The organism is Myxococcales bacterium (genome assembly GCA_016717005.1).
Taxonomy (GTDB): Bacteria; Myxococcota_A; Polyangia; order Haliangiales; family Haliangiaceae; genus UBA2376.
This window is the reverse complement of record JADJUF010000049.1, coordinates 295,368-313,091: the sequence shown is the minus strand read 5'-3', so window position 1 is coordinate 313,091 and position 17,724 is coordinate 295,368. Positions and strand designations below refer to the sequence as shown.

Annotated in this window: 13 protein-coding genes; 9 read left to right on the top strand and 4 right to left on the bottom strand. The window is 74.7% G+C overall.

What is annotated here, in order from left to right:
• The first annotated feature begins 210 nt into the window (after positions 1-210).
• From IPL61_40475 to IPL61_40445, 7 genes are all read left to right on the top strand, one after another.
• Positions 211-777 carry a superoxide dismutase family protein gene (locus IPL61_40475; protein MBK9037458.1) on the top strand — a complete coding sequence of 189 codons (567 nt, stop codon included), beginning with the start codon at positions 211-213 and terminating at the stop codon, positions 775-777.
• A gap of 34 nt (positions 778-811) precedes the next feature.
• Complete coding sequence (locus IPL61_40470) at positions 812-2,875, top strand: histidine kinase (GenBank protein ID MBK9037457.1); 2,064 nt, start codon at positions 812-814, stop codon at positions 2,873-2,875.
• A gap of 25 nt (positions 2,876-2,900) precedes the next feature.
• Positions 2,901-4,244: a sigma-54-dependent Fis family transcriptional regulator gene (locus tag IPL61_40465; GenBank protein MBK9037456.1), complete on the top strand. Its 1,344-nt coding sequence runs from the start codon at positions 2,901-2,903 to the stop codon at positions 4,242-4,244.
• Positions 4,245-4,768: 524 nt separating this feature from the next.
• Positions 4,769-5,182, top strand: a complete 414-nt coding sequence (locus IPL61_40460; protein MBK9037455.1) for an OmpA family protein — start codon at positions 4,769-4,771, stop codon at positions 5,180-5,182.
• Between the two features lie 173 nt (positions 5,183-5,355).
• Positions 5,356-5,817 carry a (2Fe-2S)-binding protein gene (locus IPL61_40455; GenBank protein MBK9037454.1) on the top strand — a complete coding sequence of 154 codons (462 nt, stop codon included), beginning with the start codon at positions 5,356-5,358 and terminating at the stop codon, positions 5,815-5,817.
• A complete protein-coding gene (locus tag IPL61_40450) occupies positions 5,814-7,934 on the top strand; it encodes a xanthine dehydrogenase family protein molybdopterin-binding subunit (protein MBK9037453.1) in 2,121 nt (706 codons plus the stop codon). The genes IPL61_40455 and IPL61_40450 overlap by 4 nt, the downstream gene beginning before the upstream one ends.
• Complete coding sequence (locus tag IPL61_40445; GenBank protein ID MBK9037452.1) at positions 7,931-8,509, top strand: hypothetical protein; 579 nt, start codon at positions 7,931-7,933, stop codon at positions 8,507-8,509. The genes IPL61_40450 and IPL61_40445 overlap by 4 nt, the downstream gene beginning before the upstream one ends.
• Before the next feature lie 25 nt (positions 8,510-8,534).
• On the opposite strand, the gene IPL61_40440 is transcribed toward IPL61_40445, so the two are convergent.
• Both IPL61_40440 and IPL61_40435 read right to left on the bottom strand, forming a co-directional pair.
• Positions 8,535-10,646, bottom strand: coding sequence for a hypothetical protein (locus IPL61_40440; GenBank protein MBK9037451.1), 2,112 nt, complete (start codon positions 10,644-10,646; stop codon positions 8,535-8,537).
• Positions 10,643-12,529 carry a hypothetical protein gene (locus tag IPL61_40435; GenBank protein ID MBK9037450.1) on the bottom strand — a complete coding sequence of 629 codons (1,887 nt, stop codon included), beginning with the start codon at positions 12,527-12,529 and terminating at the stop codon, positions 10,643-10,645. The genes IPL61_40440 and IPL61_40435 overlap by 4 nt, the downstream gene beginning before the upstream one ends.
• 166 nt (positions 12,530-12,695) lie before the next feature.
• On the opposite strand from IPL61_40435, the gene IPL61_40430 reads away from it, so the two are divergent.
• Positions 12,696-12,932, top strand: coding sequence for a hypothetical protein (locus IPL61_40430; protein MBK9037449.1), 237 nt, complete (start codon positions 12,696-12,698; stop codon positions 12,930-12,932).
• Positions 12,933-12,980: 48 nt separating this feature from the next.
• Positions 12,981-13,760 (top strand): HAD family phosphatase, encoded by a 780-nt coding sequence (locus IPL61_40425; GenBank protein ID MBK9037448.1) that lies wholly within the window; start codon positions 12,981-12,983, stop codon positions 13,758-13,760.
• Between the two features lie 203 nt (positions 13,761-13,963).
• Here the strand turns inward: IPL61_40425 and IPL61_40420 are convergent, their stop codons facing one another.
• Complete coding sequence (locus tag IPL61_40420) at positions 13,964-16,117, bottom strand: hypothetical protein (protein MBK9037447.1); 2,154 nt, start codon at positions 16,115-16,117, stop codon at positions 13,964-13,966.
• Positions 16,114-17,631, bottom strand: coding sequence for a DUF1501 domain-containing protein (locus tag IPL61_40415; GenBank protein MBK9037446.1), 1,518 nt, complete (start codon positions 17,629-17,631; stop codon positions 16,114-16,116). The genes IPL61_40420 and IPL61_40415 overlap by 4 nt, the downstream gene beginning before the upstream one ends.
• Positions 17,632-17,724 lie beyond the last annotated feature (93 nt).

The following is a 17,724-nucleotide window of genomic DNA, read 5'->3' as shown; positions in this document are numbered from 1 at the left end:
ACGACACCGCCGACGTCGACTTCCGGTTCGGGCCGACGAACTGACCGGCGGCGCCAGGGCCGGCCCTGGCAAATCGCGCGGCGTGGCGTATTGCGCGCCGCGATCGTGGCGTTTTGCCAGGGTCCGGGGCCTGCGACGCAAGCCTTCCGTCGACAAGCAGGTGGCGCGACCCGTGCAGGACCGCGGCGCGTGAGAGCAGCAGCAGCATTCGTGATCCTGGCCGCCGCCGCGTGCGGTGGCTCAAGCAAGAAGCCCGCGACCACCGTCGCGCCGGAGAAGACGGTCGAGGCGGACAAGCCGCCGGTGGTCGAGCCCGAGCCCGAGCCCGAGCCGCCGCCGCCGCCGCAGGAGTGGAAGGCGAGCGCGGCACTCGCGCCGATCAAGGGCCAGAAGGTCAAGGCCGTCACCATCGAGTTCGCGCAGACCGAGGGCCAGGCGACCAGCGCCACGTCCGAGGCGATCGCCGGCCTGAAGGTGGGCACCTATCACCTCGTGGTCCACGCGGGCGGCGACTGCGGCAAGAAGGCCGCGGGCGCGGGCGCGATCTGGGCCGACGCCGCGGCGCTGACCCTGACGGTCGAGCGCGGCGTGGCGCCAGCGGTGGCGATGGCCGAGACGGAGCTGCAGCTCGCGGGCGAGCAGTCGATCGTCGGCAAGACCCTGGTGCTGCACGCCGACAAGCGCGGCAAGCCGGCGGCGGCGATGGCCTGCGGCGTGATCGCCGGCGCGGACGCGGACGCGGACGCCGACGCCGACGCCGACGGCGACGGCGACTGATCCACGGTCACACGGTGGTACGGTGGTGGCGCCGATGTCGAAGCCCGTGATCGGCGCCATCGGCGCAGCGGTGCTGGTGTTCGCCGGCCTGGTCGCGTTCGGCATGCGCGCGGTCGAGCGCGATCGAGCCGAGATCCGGGCGCGGCTCGCGGCCACCAAGCTGGCCTCGCTGCGCGACGCGGCCGGCGAGCTCGCCAACGACGTCGAGAACATCGGCCAGGACCTCGAGCTGGCCGCGGCGCTGATGACCCAGACCAGCGACGCCGACGACCGGGCCCGCGAGCTGCACGCGATCGCGGCGATCAAGCGCGAGTACGCGGCGCTGGAGCTGCGCGACGGCAGCGGGCGCACGCTGGCGCGGGTGGTGGCGCCCGACGCGCCGCCCGACGTGCTGGGCTCGGCCGGCCCCGCGCTCGACGAGACCGCGCGCCTGGCGGTCGAGCGCCCGGGCGTGTTCCGCACCTCGGGGCCGCTGGGCCCCGACGACAGCGATCTGGCCTGGTACCGGGTCTTCGCCCGGCGCAGCCCGACCAACGACGATCTGATCGTGGCGGTGGTGGTCGACATGCGGCCGCTGCTCGCGCGCATGCGCCTGCTGCAGACGCCGACCGCGCGGCTGCTGGTGATCGGCGCCCGCGGGCGGCCGGCGCCGTCGAGCGACCCGCGCCTGGCCGAGGCCATCCGCGCGCTGGCCACGGCGCCGACCGCGCCGGCGCTGGGCGCGCTGATGGCGCACATCCGGGCCCGGACGCCGGCGACGGTGGCGGTCGGCGAGCGCGACGCGGCGCTGCTCGGGCTGCCCGGCGCGCCGGCGGTCGCGGTCACGACGCCGGTGCTGATCGCCGACGGCGAGCCGTGGGCGCTGGCGCTGGTCGTGTCGACCACCGAGCTGCGCGACCAGGAGCGGCTGGTGGTCCGGCGCCTGTTGCTGCTGGGTGGGGTCGCCGCGCTGGCGGTGATGGCGCTGGCGGCGTACGTGGTCACCAACGCCCGCCGGGCCGCGGCGCTGCACGAGCGCCTGCGCCACGCCGACCGCATGGCCCACCTGACCGAGAAGGCCGAGAAGATCCTCGATCACATCCCGACCGGCGTGCTGGCGCTGACCGCCGACGGCGCGGTCTCCGCGGCCAACCGCGCGCTGCGCGATCGCGTCGGCGGCGAGCTGGTCGGGCGCGACATCGCCACGCTGGTCGAGGGCCGCCCGGCGCCGGGCCTCGATCTGGCCCGCCTGCACCAGGACGCGATCGCCTCGGGCGCGGTCCGCTCGCGCCACCGGGTCGAGCTCAACCTCGGCGGCGCCACCAGCCGCGTCAGCGTCCACGCGGTGCCGCTCGCGCGGCCGCTGGGCGACGTCCACAGCCTGATCGTGATCGAGGATCACGAGCCGCTGCGCCAGCTCGAGGAGCAGATGCTGCACTCGGAGAAGCTGGTCACCGCTGGCCAGCTCGCGGCCGGCATCGCCCACGAGATCGGCACGCCGCTCAACGTCGTGCGGGCCCGGGCCGAGCTGGTCACCGCGCGGCTGGGCCGCGATCATCCCCAGGCCCGCGACCTCGGCATCATCGTCGATCAGATCGATCACGTGACCCGCCTGCTGACCCAGCTGCTCGACTACGTGCGCACGTCGCCGCAGGAGCTGACCGCGGTCACGCCGGCCGCGGCGCTGGCCGGCGTCGCCGAGCTGGTCGAGGTCGAGGCGGCCAAGCGCTCGATCATGGTCCGCGTCGACTGCGACCCAGCCGCCGGCGCGCTGGCCGCGGACGCGGGCCAGCTGCGGCAGGTGCTGGTCAACCTGACGATCAACGCGCTCGACGCGTGCCCGGCCGGCGCGGTCGTGACGTTGCGGGCGCGGCCCGACGACGGCGGCCAGGTCGTGCTCGAGGTCGAGGACAGCGGCGAGGGCATCGCGCCGGCGATCCGCGCCCAGGCCTTCGATCCGTTCTTCACGACCAAGAAGCGCGGCCGCGGCACCGGCCTGGGCCTGTGGGTGGTCGCGCAGCTCGCGCGCACCCACGACGCCACGATCGAGCTGTGCGACGGCGACGGCGGCGGCACGATCGCACGGCTGCGGTGGCCGCTCTACCAGGGGGCCGCGTGACCTGTCACGAGCGGACGGTGGACCCATGAGCGGCCGGGCGCTGGTGGTCGACGACCACGTCGAGATGGCGCAGGTCGTGGCCGAGTACCTCGACGACCTCGGCTGGCGCTGCACCACCGTCGACAGCGGCGCGGCGGCGATCGCGGCGCTGGGCGCGGGGCCGTTCGACGTGGTCGTGACCGATCTGCGCATGGCCGACGTCGACGGGCTCGACGTCCTGGCGGCGGCCCACCGGGTCGATCCCGATCTGCCGGTGCTGGTCATGACCGCGTTCGGCGCGATCGACAGCGCGATCGAGGTCATGGCCCGCGGCGCGCGCCACTACCTGACCAAGCCGGTCCGGCTCGAGGAGCTGCGCCTGCACATCGAGCGCGCGGTCGGCGAGCGCAGGGTGCGCCAGGACAACCAGGCGCTGCGCCGGGCGGTCGCCGGCGACCACGGGGCCCTGCTCGGGCGGACCCCGCGCATGGCGGCCCTGCGCGATCTGGTCGATCGGGTCGCGCGGTCGGGCGCGCCGGTGCTGATCCGGGGCGAGAGCGGCACCGGCAAGGAGCTGGTCGCGCGCGCGATCCACGCCGGCGGGCCGCGCCGCGACGGGCCGTTCATCGCGATCAACTGCAGCGCGCTGCCCGAGGCGCTGCTCGAGAGCGAGCTGTTCGGCCACGCCCGCGGCGCGTTCACCGGCGCCGCGGGCGCGCGCGCCGGCCTGTTCGTCGAGGCCGCCGGCGGGACGCTCCTGCTCGACGAGATCGGCGACATGGCGCCGGGCGTCCAGGCCAAGCTGCTGCGCGTGGTGCAGCTCGGCGAGGTCCGCGCGGTCGGCTCGGACGAGAGCCGCACCATCGACGTGCGGCTGATCGCCGCCACCCACCAGGACCTCGAGGCCCGGATCGCCGCCGGGGCCTTCCGCGCCGATCTGTTCTACCGGCTCAACGTCGTGCCGGTGGTGGTGCCGCCGCTGCGCGATCGCACCGACGACATCCCGCTGCTCGCCGCCGAGTTCTTCGCGCGGTCGCGGGCGCGCAACCCGCACTCGCCGGCCGAGCGCCTCGCGCCCGAGCTGGCGCAGCAGCTGGCGCAGGAGCCGTGGCCCGGCAACGTCCGCGAGCTCGAGAACCTGATCGAGCGCCTGGTGGTGGTGGCCGCGCACCCGACCGTGGGCCTGCGCGATCTCGCGGCGTGCCGGCCGACCAGCGCCCGGGCGACCGTGGCCTGGTCCGACGCCGAGCCGCTGCGGACGCTGCGCGAGCTCGAGGACGACTACGTGGCCTGGGTGCTGGCCCGGTGCGACGGCAACAAGACGCGGGCCGCCGAGCTCCTCGGCATCGACGTGTCGACGTTGCACCGGCGCCTGCGCCGCGACGGGTGACGCGCGGGCGCTGACGCCGCGACGGGTGGTGGCGGCGAGCGGCGATGGTGGCGACGGGTGACGCGCGGGCGCTGACGCCGCGACGGGTGGTGGCGGCGAGCGGCGATGGTGGCGACGGGTGACGCGCGGGCGCTGACGCCGCGACGGGTGGTGGCGGCGAGCGGCGACCGTGGCGACGGGTGGCGACGGCGCGCGGCGGGCGGGGGCGCGGCGGCCGCGCGTCCTGCGACGGTCGACCCTGGCGTTCTGCCATCGGCCCGGGCGGGTGACGGCGGCTTCCGCAGGCTTGGCGGTGGCATCGCCCGTGCATTTTGGCTGGCCATGCCCGACCGGCGCTTCGATCATGGACCCGAGCTGCTCGGGTTCTTCGTCGAGGCGTTGCTGGTCGTGGTCGTGCTCCTGACCCTGGGGATCATCCGATGCTGACCCGCGCTCCGATCGCCGTCGCCGTGCTGCTCGTGGCCACCGCCACCGCCTGCAGCAAGACCAAGAAGCCCACCACCACCACCACCGCCGTGACGCCGATGGGTGACGGCGGCGGCGGTCGCACCGGCAAGGACGTCGTGCCGGAGGTGCGCCAGACCGATCCGGCGCGCCCCGGCGAGCGCGTCAGCTTCGGGCCGGTCTACTTCGAGTTCGACTCGGCGCTCCTGACCGAGGCCGGGCGCGCCGAGCTCGCGCGCGCGGCCGACTACCTGGCGCGGGCCAGCGACCAGCTCACGATCGAGGGCCACACCGACGAGCGCGGCACGACCGAGTACAACCTGGCGCTGGGCCAGCAGCGGGCCACCACGGTCGCCGCGTACCTGCAACGCCTGGGCGTGCCGGCCGCGCGGATCGAGACGATCACCTACGGCGAGGAGCGCCCGGCGGTAACCGGCGGCGACGACGGCGCCTGGACGCGCAACCGGCGGGCCGAGTTCGTCTTGCGCCCCTGACCCTGACGTTGGTGCGCGCCCCGGGCGCGCGCGTCGTCGCGTCGTCGCTGCGGGATTCTCCGGCGCCGCGCCGGCGCGCGTGGCCCGGGGCCGCGCATCGCTTTCGGACGATCGGCGTCGATCGGTCCCTTGCGACCTTCACCTGCGCCACCGCGGGTGGTGCAATCGGGCCCATGAAGCTCGACGTCAACGGCACCGAACGCGAGGTCGAGGCCGACCCCGACATGCCGCTCCTGTGGGTGCTGCGCGATCTGCTCGGCCTGCCCGGCACCAAGTTCGGCTGCGGCGCGGCCCAGTGCGGCGCGTGCACGGTCCACCTCGACGGCGCGCCGGTGCGCGCGTGCGTGACCCCGGTCGCGACCGTCGGCGATCGCAAGGTCACGACCATCGAGGGGCTGTCGACCGACGGCGGCCACGTCGTGCAGCGGGCCTGGGCCGAGGCCGACGTCGTGCAGTGCGGCTACTGCCAGTCGGGGCAGATCATGACGGCGGTGGCGCTGCTCGAGCGCACGTCCGCGCCGACCGACGCCGACATCGACGCCGCGATGGCCGGCAACATCTGCCGGTGCGGCACCTACCAGCGCGTGCGCGAGGCCATCCACCTGGCGTCGCGGCTCAAGCGAGGTGCGTCGTGACCCTGTCGCGGCGAGGGTTCATCCAGGGCAGCGCCGCCGGCCTGGTGGTCGCGTTCTACGTGCCGACCGGCGCCAAGGCGCTGCCGAAGCTGGGGCCGGCGGCGCCGCCGCCCAACGCGTTCGTGCGGATCGCGCCCGACGACACCGTGACCGTCGTGCTGGCGCACAGCGAGATGGGGCAGGGCATCTGGACCGGCCTGGCGATGCTGCTCGCCGAGGAGCTGGACTGCGACTGGGCCAAGGTCCGGTGCGAGCACGCGCCCGCGGCCGCGGTCTACGGCCACCCGATGATGGGCATGCAGATGACCGGCGGCTCGTCGACGACCAACGGCGAGTTCCAGCGCTACCGCATGGTCGGCGCGGTCGCGCGCGACATGCTCGTGCGCGCGGCGGCGGCGCGGTGGAGGACCAAGCCGGCCAAGCTCACCGTGGCCGCCGGCGTCGTGACCTACGGCAAGCAGCGCGCGACCTACGGCGAGCTGGCCCTTGCGGCGATGAAGCTGACCCCGGCCGCCGACGTCGCGCTCAAGCCGCCCGCCGCCTGGAAGCTGATCGGCACGGCGGTCCGGCGGCTCGACACGCCCGAGAAGATCACCGGCCAGGCCCAGTTCGGCATGGACGTGCAGTTCCCCGGCCTGCGCACCGCGGTGGTGCTGCGGCCGCCGGCGTTCGGCGCGACGCTGGCGTCGTTCGACGGCGCGGCGGCGCTGAAGATCCCCGGCGTCGAGCAGGTCGTGCCGACCGCCACTGGCGTCGCGGTGGTCGCCGCGCACTTCTGGGCCGCCAAGCTCGGGCGCGACGCGGTCGAGGCGGTCTGGACGCCGCCGGCCGACGGCGGCGTCGACAGCGCGGCGCTGATGACGTCGTTCCGCGCGTTGGCGCGGACGACCGGGGCGCTGGTCGCCGACAGCCCCGACATCGATCAGGCGCTGCCCAGCGGCGCGCACGAGGCGGTCTACGAGGTGCCGTACCTGGCGCACGCGCCGATGGAGCCGCTCAACTGCACGGTCAAGATCGACGGCGATCGCTGCGAGATCTGGACCGGCACGCAGTTCCAGACCGGCGATCAGCGGGCCGCGGCGATGGTGCTCGGCACCTCGCCCGACAAGGTCACGATCCACACGCCGTTCCTGGGCGGCGGCTTCGGGCGTCGGGCCAACCCGGCGTCGGACTTCGTCGTCGAGGCGGTGGCCGTGGCCAAGGCCGCGGGCGTGCCGGTCAAGGTGGTCTGGACCCGTGACGACGACATCCGCGGCGGTTACTACCGGCCGGCCTACGTGCACCGGGTGCGCGCCGCGGTCGACGGCGCGGGCGCGCCGGTGGCGTGGGATCACGTCGTGGTCGGGCAGTCGATCCTGGCCGGGACGTTCCTCGAGAAGTTCGCGGTGCACGACGGGGTCGACGAGACCTCGGTCGAGGGCATCGCCGAGTCGCCGTACCTGGCCGCGACCGCCAAGCGCGTGTCGCTGCACTCGCCGCGCACGCCGATCACGGTGCTGTGGTGGCGCTCGGTCGGCAACACCCACACCGCGTTCGCGCTCGAGAGCATGATCGACGAGCTGGCCCACGCGGCCGGCGCCGATCCGCTGGCCTACCGGCTGAAGCTCCTGGCCAAGCACCCGCGCCACGCCCGGGCGCTGACCACCGCGGCCGAGCGGGCCGGGTGGGGCACGCCGGCGCCGGCCGGCCGGGCCCGGGGCCTGGCGGTGCACGAGTCGTTCGGCTCGATCGTGGCCGAGGTGGCCGAGGTCTCGGTCGAGCGCGGGCGCATCCGGGTCCACGCGGTCACGGCCGCGGTCGACTGCGGCACCGCGGTCAACCCGCTCGGCATCGAGGCCCAGGTCCAGAGCTGCATCGCCTACGGCCTGAGCGCGACCTTGCGCAGCGCGCTGACGATCAAGGGCGGCCAGGTGCAAGAGCGCAACTTCCACGACTACCAGGTGCTGCGCATGCACGAGATGCCGACGGTGACCGTCCACCTGCTCGCCAGCGACGCGCCGATGGGCGGCATCGGCGAGCCGGCCACCGCGCCGATCGCGCCGGCGGTCGCCAACGCGGTGTTCGCGCTGACCCGCCAGCGGCTGCGCACGCTGCCGCTGCGCCTGGAGGTGGCGTGATGCGCGCGCTGCCGCTGCTGGCGCTGACGCTCGGCGCGTGCTCGGCGCCGCCGCGGGCCGCGCGCCCCGGGCCGGCGCCGACGTCGGACGGCGTGGTCGCGTTCGCGACCGTGCGCGCGGTGCTCCAGCACCCGCGCTGCCAGAACTGCCACGCCGACGGCGACACCCCGCTGCAGGGCGACGAGGGGCGCGTCCACCTGCAGAACGTGCTGCGCGGGCCGGTCGGCCTCGGCGCGGTCGGCGCCGAGTGCGCGACGTGCCACGGCCCCGCCAACCCGCCCGACAGCTACGGCGACCACATCCCGCCCGGCACGATCGAGCCGTGGCGCATGCCGCCGCCGACGCGGACGGTGGCGTTCGTCGGCCGCACGCCGCGGGCGCTGTGCGAGGAGCTCAAGGATCCCGAGCGCCACGGCGGCAAGGATCTCGACGGCCTGCGCGCGCGCCTCGACACGCCGCTGATGACCTGGGGCTGGGATCCCGGCTTCGGCCGCGCGCCGATCGCCACGCCGCGCGACGAGTTCCTCGCCGCCTGGGACGCCTGGGCGACGGCCGGCGCGCCCTGCCCGGAGTGAACGGAGCCGGAGCCGGAGCCGGAGCTCACTTCACGACGAACGACACGGTCGCGGCGGCGACGTTGCCGGCGGCGTCGGCGGCGCGGATCGACAGCGTGTGCGTGCCCTTGGCCAGCGTGGTCGGCACGGCGAGGCGCAGCGCCTCGGTCTGGTCGTCGAAGATGCCGTCGACGGTGGTGGCCATGCGCCAGGTCTCGTCGTCGATGGCGTAGGCCAGCTCGGTCACGACCGACAGCGCGTCGGTGATGCGGGCGTCGGCGCGGCCGGCCTTGACGGCGAGGCCGTCGACGACCGGCGGGGTGTTGTCGACGACGAACAGCGCCGACGTGCGGCTGACCTCGAGCGCGCGGTCGGGCGAGTTGGCGAGCGCGTCCGACGAGGTGACCCGGAGCCGGTACCAGCCGTCGGCGAAGGTCTCGGTGTTCCACTCGAACGTGGTCGCGGTGAACGGCGGCTTGCCCAGCGACAGCGCTCGCCAGTCGGCGTCGCCGTCGCGCCGCACCGACAGCACGTAGCTGGTGTCGTCGCTGTCGCTGTTGTCGATCTTCCACTTCACGCGCATGGTCGGGTTGCGCGCCTTGCCGCCGGCCTCCTTGAGCGTCGGCTGGGTCTCCTTGGTGGCCAGCTCGATCGTGATCTCGTCGATCGCCGTGCCGGTGTTCTGCGGCAGGTAGTAGCTGGTGACCCGGCGCACGGCGCCGTCGTCGGGCAGGCTGACGCGGTACTGCAGGTAGCGGCCCGACGGGCTGGCGATCATCCCGCCGGTGGTGCCGCCGCCGGCGGTGGCGACCTTGCCGGGCGCGGCCCACGCGCTCCAGCCGACGCCGGGCTTGGCGGTGTTGCCGCTGCGGGTCTCGACCACCAGCTTGCCGGTGCCCTGCCACAGGATCCGGCCCCACTGCGACGGGCCCTTGGCGTCGAACACCTCGCTGACGTACTTGGCGCTCGAGGCCTTGTCGCCGACGTGGTAGAGCGCGGCGGTGTCGTCGGTGGTGAACGCCAGGCGCTGGCCGTCCCAGAACACCTGCGCGACCGCGCGCTCGTCGACGTCGAACGCGGTCGCGACGGTGTCGTCGGGCTCGACCAGGTAGACCCGGCCCTTGTCGGCGGCGCCGGCGTAGATCGCGCCGTCGGGCGCCACCGCGATCGACGTGAAGTAGGTCTGGGTCAGCGCGTGCAGCTGCTCGAGCTGGCCCTCGGGGCCGATCCGGAACAGCGCGCCCTTGCCCTTGCGCGCGCCCTTGCGCTGCGCGTCGGCGGCGGCCGGCGTCTCCTTGTCGGCGCCGGGCTTGGAGCCGACGTCGGGCAGCTTGGTGGCCTGGCCCTTGGGCGCGGTCGGCTTCTCGGCCGCGGCGACGGAGTCGGCGTCCTTGGTCGCGCCCGCCGGCAGCGGCGCCAGCTCGTTGGCCGCGACCACGACCCCGCCCGCGACCTCGGCGATCGCCGCGATCTCGTTGCCGGCGAAGTCGGCCATCGCGCGCGTGTTCTTGGTGCGTGGGTCGTAGCGGAACACCAGCGCGCGCTCGCTCGTGCCGAACCAGACCGCGCCGTCGGAGGTGACGGTGACGGCGGTGACGCGCTTGTCCTCGGTGTCGAACAGCTGGCGGGCCTTGCCGCCCTTGTCGATCGCGAACACCTTGCCGGCCGGGCCGGTGCCGGCGTAGATCGTGCCGTCGCTGCCGGCGGCCAGGGCCCAGACGGTCTCGACGCCGGGCAGCTTGGCGAACGCGACCGGCTTGCCGCCGCCACGGTCGAGCTTCCAGACCGTGTCCGACGGCATCGCGCCCGCGTAGAGCGTGGTGCCGCTCTCGGCCAGCGCCACGGTCGCGAGCGCCCCGGGGATCGCGGCCAGCTTCGACGCCTTGCCGCCGTCGATCTTCTGGATCGTACCCTCGGCGTCGGTGCCGACGACGATCGTGCCGGACGCCAGCCGCAGCGCGGCCCAGACGCCGTCGCCGCCGAGCTCGATGCGGGTGGTCTGCCAGCCGGGGCGGACCTCGCCGAGCGAGGTCAGGTACGCGTCGGACGCGTCGCCGGCCTCGAACTGGGCGTAGGTCTCGACGGTCCACGTCGCGGTGGTGCCGGCCGCGGCCGGCGCGGCGGCGGCCGCCAGAAGGACGAGAGCGAAGCGCTTCACGGGGTCTCCTTGCACACGTCACGGGAGGGCTGGGCCGACGTCTCGTCGGCCACGCGCGCCACGATCGAGCCAGCGCCGCCGACCACGCGCCGGGCGTGGACCACCGTCCGCGCCATCGGCTTGAACGGCATGATCCGCTGCGAGGTCGAGCGCGGGTGGAGCTTGTCGAGGGCCGAGGCCGGGAGGTCGCGCACGAGCACGCCACCCTTGGCGGCGCCCTCGTCGGGCAGGTACACGCTCACCGCCCACTGATCGCCGGGCAGGAGCCGCCCGAACGCCGCGAGCAGGCTGGCCAGATCGACCGGCGGCGCGGCGTCGAGGCGGGCGGCGTCGCCGGCGGAGACCTCGACCGTGACGATCGCGCCCGCCAGCGTGGCCGGCACGTCGAACGGGACGCACTCGACGACCTCGGTGCCGGCGGCGGTGGCCAGCGTCACGTGCAGCGCGTTGCGGCCGACCCGCAGCTCGGGCGTCCGCAGGCTGACCTCCTCGATGTCGCCGTAGTCGGCCGCGAACGTCAGGTCGATGTCGACGCGGAGCCGCTCGGCCTTGGCCGGTCCGAACGGGTTGAACGACAGCGCGCCGAGCGCCCGCAGCGCCCGGGCGCCGCCGGCGACCGAGCCGGCGCCGTCGTTGGCGTAGAGGTAGTCGACGAAGGTCAGCTCCTGCGCGCCCTTGATCTTGACCGACGACTTGATCAGCGCGGTGACGTGATCGCGATCGGGCGCGGCCAGGGTGACGGCGTTCATCACCGCCGAGCCGGCCATGGCGGCGGTCAGGAACTTGTCGTCGATGACCTCGACGTGGAACGCCCGGGTGGTCACGGTCCGGGTCGTGGGATCGGTGGTCTTGACCGAGATGTCGATCGGGATCATCGGGCTCTTCACGTTGGTGTCGGCCATGATCATCGACGAGCGATCCTGGACCAGCGAGCCCAGCTCCTTGGCCGGCGTCGCGATCACGTACGGGAACTGCGCCGAGGCGATCACGGTCTGGACCACCGAGCTGGCCACCGGCGCGTAGATCTCGCCGGCCTGGAACATCGGGTGGCCGAACGCCAGCACGCGGTTGCCGTCGACGTACGAGACCGTGCCGGTGGCCGCGGCCGACATGTCGCCGCGGATCAGCTGGACCGCGATCGAGCCGCCGCCGACGAACGCGGTCGGGCCGTCGACGCCGGCGGCGCCGCCGCCGCCGCCGGTGCGCATCGGCTGGAGCGGGTAGTCGGCGAACAGCTGCTCGACCTGGGCGAAGGCCGGCGCCGAGAAGCCGCCCATCGCCAGCGGCACCGCCGCGGTCATGGCGCCGGCGTCGGTCGGGCGCGCCGGCGGGGTCGGCAGCGCCGAGGTCAGGAGCCACGGGGTCGGGCTGTCCGAGCGCGCGAACAGCGCGTCGATCGCGCCGCCCGGGGCCAGCTTCTGCCACTGCGCCATCGTGCCGGGCGCGGTGGTCGTCGGCGCGATCACGCCCGGGCCGCTGCGGCGCTTGGTCTCGAAGCCCTCCTTGATCATGTACTCGATCGGCGTGCAGCCGCCGAGCACGACCTTGTTGAAGGCGAAGCCGTACGAGAACGCGCACGCGATCTTGTCGTCGATGTACAGCGGGCTGCCCGACATGCCGCGCCAGAAGCCCGACACCGCCAGCTTGGGGTCCTTCGACTGGACCAGGATGATGTCCAGGCCCGGCACGAAGTTCTTCTGGATGTTGACCACCTCGAACTCGAACCGCTCCGGCGTGGCGCCGGTGAACGTGGTCATGCCGTAGCCGGTCTGCCCGCGCCGGACCTTGGCCAGCGGATAGATCTCGGTGGGGCCGGCGGCGGCGGTCGAGGTCGCCAGCGCCACGAGGGCGGCGATCCCGAGCAGGTGGTTTCGCTGCATCATCAGGAGGATAGACCCCCGGCCTGGGGTGCGCCACCGGCCGCTCGGCGAGATCGCGACGATTTTGTCGTCACACGCGCCCACCTACGCGCTCTACCCGTGTGGGCGCACCGGGAAGATCCGGTCGGGTCCGCGTCATACCGGTGAGCCCCAAGGGAGGACCCCCACGATGAGCACGTACGTCGAGACCTGGAAGAGCATCGCGTCGACCCTCGGGCGATCGGAGCGCTGGTGCCGTTACATGGCCCAGCGCGGCGCCGATCCGCTCCCGATCTTCAAGGTCGGCGGCATCGTCCGCATGAACCTGCCCGACCTCGACGAGTGGCTGGGCCGCCAGCGGACCCGCTCGCTGGCGCGGCCGGTGGCCGAGGCGCTCAGCGGCGAGCGCCTCAAGCTGATCGCCTGACCCGCGTCGAGCTTGGGCGTCGGGCACGCTGTGCTATAGAGCGCCGCGATGGCGCTGCCCCTCACCGATCTGCGCGGGCCGATCCGCGCGCTGTTCTCCGACATCGACGGCACGCTCACGACCGCGGGCCGCATCGAGGCGTCGACCTACACCGCGCTCGAGGAGCTCGGTGACGCCGGGGTCCCGGTGGTCCTGGTCACCGGCCGGCCGGCCGGCTGGGGCCAGGCGTTCATGAGCGTGGCCGGCGTGGCCGCGGTCGTCACCGAGAACGGTGGCGTGACGTGGATCCGTGAGGGCAAGCGGCTGCGCCGGCTCTACGGCGTGCCCGCCAACTCGCTGCCCGAGTGGCGGCGGCGCATGCTCGACCTGTACGCCGACGTCGCGGCCCAGGTGCCGGGCGCGCGGCTGTCGAGCGACTCGAAGTACCGCGAGGTCGATCTGGCGATCGACTGGAACGAGGAGGCGGCGCTGTCCGTGGCCGACGCCGACCGGGTGGTCGGGATGATCCGCAAGGCCGGCTTCACCGCGTCGCGCTCGAGCGTCCACGTCAACTTCGGGCCGCCGCACTTCGACAAGCTGTCGGCGTGCGTCACGGTCATCCGCCAGGTGCTCAAGGGCGACGGCAACGACCTCGACGGCTACGCCTTCGTCGGCGACGCGCTCAACGACGCGCCGATGTTCGGCGGCTTCCCCAAGTCGATCGGCGTGGCCAACGTGCGCGCGTGCTGGGACGAGCTGGCGTTCAAGCCGGCCTACGTCAGCGAGCGGGCCGAGGGCGCCGGCCTGCGCGAGGTCGTCGAGCACGTGCTCGCCGTCGCGCGCGGCTAAGGGCCCACGCGTGAACAACTCGGTCGGTCTCGCGGCCGATCCATCCCGGCTGGCTGTGTTGCCGGCTCCGGTCCTCGGGTCACGTCCAACGAGGACGCTCCCCTCCGGTCCTCGCCGTCGCCTTGCCATCCGGGCGCCTCGTCCGCGATCCTCGATCGACTTGTTCACGCGCGGGCCCTACGTCAGCGGCGCCCGCGTCGCGGTCAGCGCGTCGGCGGCGCAGGTGACGTCCAGCCCGGCGGCGGCGCGGCTACGGCGCCCGGGTCGCGGTCAGCGCGTCGGCGGCGCAGGTGACCGCCCAGCCCGGCGGCGGCGCGGCGGCGATGCGCGCGCACGCGCTGGCGAAGGTGTCGTCGTCGACTACCAGCGTCGGGGCCGGGCCGCCGGCGCCGGCCAGGCCCTGCAGCACGAACTGCGGCGACGACACCAGCACGCCGCACAGCCGGCGCAGCGCCGTCGACGGTCGAGGCGGCGGCCGGGGCGTCCAGCGCGCTGCCGAGCACCGCGGCCAGGGCCGGGGCCTCGGCGGTCGGCTCGATCGACGCCTCGCCGACCAGCCGATCCTTGAGGACGAGGACCACGTCGGCGACCGTGGCGCCGGGCGCGGCCTGGCCGGCGGCGACCGCCCGATCGACGAAGTCGTCGACGGTCACGCGCGTCGGCTTGCGGCAGGTGCCGAACCGATCCTCCCACGCCAGCCGGGCCTGGAAGTCGAGGCCGCGGAAGCCGCGCTCGCCGAGCTTGAGGAACGCGCCGATCGCCCGCTGGAACGGCATCTCGTCGAGCACCGCCGGATCGACCGTGCCGCGGCAGACCGCCTCGTAGGTGACGCAGCAGGCGTCGGCGAAGTTGCAGTAGCTCTGCAGGTCGCCGCACGCCAGCGGCGCGCACGCCTCCTCGTCCACCGGGAACGCCTCGGTCGCGGGCGCGGGCCAGCCCAGCGCGGCGTAGGCCGCCGACAGCAGCGTGCGCGCCGACACCGGCGTCACCGCGTCGCCGGGGCCGTTGCCGTGGCGGGCCGGATCGGGATCGGCGATCACCCACGGGTCGTAGACGGCCGGGTACGGGTACGGGCCGACGCTGCAGCCGGCGCTCGGCGGCAGCCGGCTGAAGTAGTCGGTGCTGACGATCGCGACCAGCAGGTGATCGAGCGAGAAGCCGCTGGCGACGAAGCCGTCGGTCAGCTCCTGCAGCAGATCGCGCGCGGCCTGGTTGCGCGGGAAGTAGTTGGCGATCGTCAGCGGGGTGCCGATGATCTCGCGCCAGGCCGACTCGACGATCGAGGTCGCGACCATGTACGCCAGCGCGGCGTCGGGATCGGCGATCGTGCCGTCGGCGGCGATCGTCAGGCCGCCGGCGCGCAGCGCCGCGAAGCCGCGGGCCAGCGCGGCCTCGAGATCGCGGACGGTCAGGCGGTCGCCGGTGAGCGAGCCGAGGTGTCCGGCGATCCCGGCCGGGTCCGGGCCGACGGTGGCGGGGTCGGCGAAGTCGCCGCAGGCGCGGGTCATGCCCCACGGCTGCCAGCGGCCGGTCTCGATCACGAAGCCGTCGACGCGGAACGGCGCGTGCGCGACCGGCTCGCCGATGCCGAACGAGTTGCCGAACAGCGCGCGATCGACCAGGCCCGGCAGCGGCCAGTGGCGATCGAGCCCGGGATCGTCGGCGTCGGTGACCGAGGCCTCGCTGTTGTGGCAGCCCAGGCACACGAGGTCGCGGTTGAGGTAGGTGGCGTCGAAGGTCGCGCCGACGTCGGCGCGGCGGGCCAGCTCGGCCTCGAGCGGCGGCACGTTCGCGGCGATCAGCGGCTGGCCGACCAGCGCGAACAGGTGAGCGCGGTAGATCGGCGTGAGATCGTCGAGGGCGATCGCGCTCTGCGCCAGGTCGAGCATCGAGAACGCGGCGGGCGCGGTGCTGCCGGCGGGGTTGTCGCGGACGAACTCGGCCAGGGCCGGATCGATCGTGGTGCGTCGGGCCTCGCCCCAGCACCCGGCCAGCGACTGATCGTCGACGCGCGCGACCCGCAGCGCGTCCATCACGTGCGCGGTCCAGCGGGGGCCGCGCTCGGGGCCGGCCAGGAGCGCGCGCGCGACCACGGCCCGCGGCGGCGGCGCGGTCGGATCGGCGGCGACCGCGTCCTCGGCGGCGCGGTAGAGCGCCGCGAACGCGTCGACCTCATGCTGCGAGGTCGGGCGGCGGCCCAGCAGCGCGAGCGTCGCGTCGCGCACGAACCCCTCGGCGGTGCTGTCGCACTCGCGCCAGTCGAGCTGGCCGGGATCGGGGCCGGGGCCGTCGTCGCCGCCGCACGCGGCCAGGGTGATCACCGCCGCCAGCGCGGCGTGGGCGACGGCGCGGGTCACAGCGTCACCCCCAGCACCCGGGCCGTGGCGCGCCGGGCGGCGTCCTCCTCGGAGATCGCGTCGGGCACGTCGGACACCGCGAACGCCTCCTGCGCGAACGGCCAGATGCCCATCGCCAGCAGCGCGGCGATGCGGTTCTCGGCCGGGGTCGCGGCCGTCGTCGCGCGGCCGTCGGGGCCGATCGCGCCGAACACGCCGCGCTCGGCCGGCGTGATCGTCGCGCCCAGGAACGCGGTGACGTAGCCGTACGGGTGGTGGTTGCGGCCGTCGCCGCCCTCCTGCGGCGTCGGCGTGCGCCCGAACTCGGTGTTGAGGATGATCAGCGTGTCGTCGAGCGACAGCTTGCGCGGGTCGGCCTCGCCCGGCCCGTTGATGATCGCGGTCAGCGAGCGCAGCAGGTTGTCGAAGTTGCGCGAGGTGTCGCGGGCGTGGCGCTGGTGGGTGTCGTAGCCGCCGCCGCCGACCGCCTCGGACAGGCCGACGTCGCTGACGCACACGTACCGGGCCGGCTCGGTCGGGTGGGTGAGCAGCGCGCGCGCGGCCTCGAGGCTCATGCCCGGCAGATCGACCGGCGTCGACGAGCCGCACGCGCTGCCGCCCCGGGCCATGAACAGCTCGGGCGCCAGCACCTGCTGCAGCGCCTGGTACTTGCCGACGGTGCCGGCCGCCACGGCGGTGTCGGCGAACCGGGTCGAGCGCACCGGGCCCTGGCCGGGCCAGGTCAGGCGCTGCTGGTACTGCTGCAGGTACACGCCGGTCAGCGCGTCGTAGGCCGGGGCGCCGGCGTCGGTGACGGTCGTGCGATCGAGCATGCGCGCGAAGGTGGCGGCGTTGTCGAGCTTGATCGCCAAGGGGCGCGCGCTGCCGGGGTGCAGGCCGGTCGAGGCCGCCGCCGAGACGTTGTCGCCCGAGATCCCGCCGGTCGCGAACAGGTACGACCACGGCGACGCGCGGCCGCCGCCGTCGCGCTCGACGAAGAACCGCTGGATGTGGCTGCCGAGGCCGGCCGCGGCCGGCTGGCCGACCGGGCGCCCGGTCAGCGCCTGGGGCACCGCGGCCTCGTGCGGCTCGAGGCGGTGGGCCTGGACGATGATGCGCATGCGCTCGAGCAGATCGGTCCGCGGCCACAGCCGGCGCGCGAACGGCCCGAGCTCGACGTCGGCGCCGGCGGCGTCGCGCGCGAAGAACTGGCCGAGCGCGCCGCCGCTGGGCAGGCCGCACGCGGCGTTGGCGGCGCTGTTGTCGAGGGCGTAGTACTGCTGGTCGGGGTAGGTCGGGTCGGTCGGGCGGCCGTAGCCGCGCACGAAGTACAGCGTCTCCCACGGCGACAGGCCACCGTAGAGGAACACCTCGAGCACGCGCCGGGCGCGGCGGGCCTCGGGCAGCACCACCGAGGCGGCGCGATCCGGCGCCTCGCCGAACGGCGCGGCCCAGCTGGTGCCCTGGAAGTAGCGCCCGACCACCACCGCGGCGCCGAGCGCGGCCGAGCCGCGGAGGAAGTTGCGTCGCTGCACGGGCGCGAGCTTCGACCGCGGGCGCCGGCGCGCCAACCCGGCGGCGCCAACAGGCCCTGACCGCGCCCGCGCGACCGCGGCGTCGCCGCCGCG

Bases quoted from the DNA above. Each gene is read 5' to 3' on its own strand.
- IPL61_40470 (MBK9037457.1), top strand. From the start codon at position 812: ATGTCGAAGCCCGTGATCGGCGCCATCGGCGCAGCGGTGCTGGTGTTC.
- IPL61_40430 (MBK9037449.1), top strand. From the start codon at position 12,696: ATGAGCACGTACGTCGAGACCTGGAAGAGCATCGCGTCGACCCTCGGG.
- IPL61_40460 (MBK9037455.1), top strand. From the start codon at position 4,769: ATGGGTGACGGCGGCGGCGGTCGCACCGGCAAGGACGTCGTGCCGGAG.
- IPL61_40425 (MBK9037448.1), top strand. From the start codon at position 12,981: ATGGCGCTGCCCCTCACCGATCTGCGCGGGCCGATCCGCGCGCTGTTC.
- IPL61_40435 (MBK9037450.1), bottom strand. From the start codon at position 12,529: ATGATGCAGCGAAACCACCTGCTCGGGATCGCCGCCCTCGTGGCGCTG.
- IPL61_40465 (MBK9037456.1), top strand. From the start codon at position 2,901: ATGAGCGGCCGGGCGCTGGTGGTCGACGACCACGTCGAGATGGCGCAG.
- IPL61_40455 (MBK9037454.1), top strand. From the start codon at position 5,356: ATGAAGCTCGACGTCAACGGCACCGAACGCGAGGTCGAGGCCGACCCC.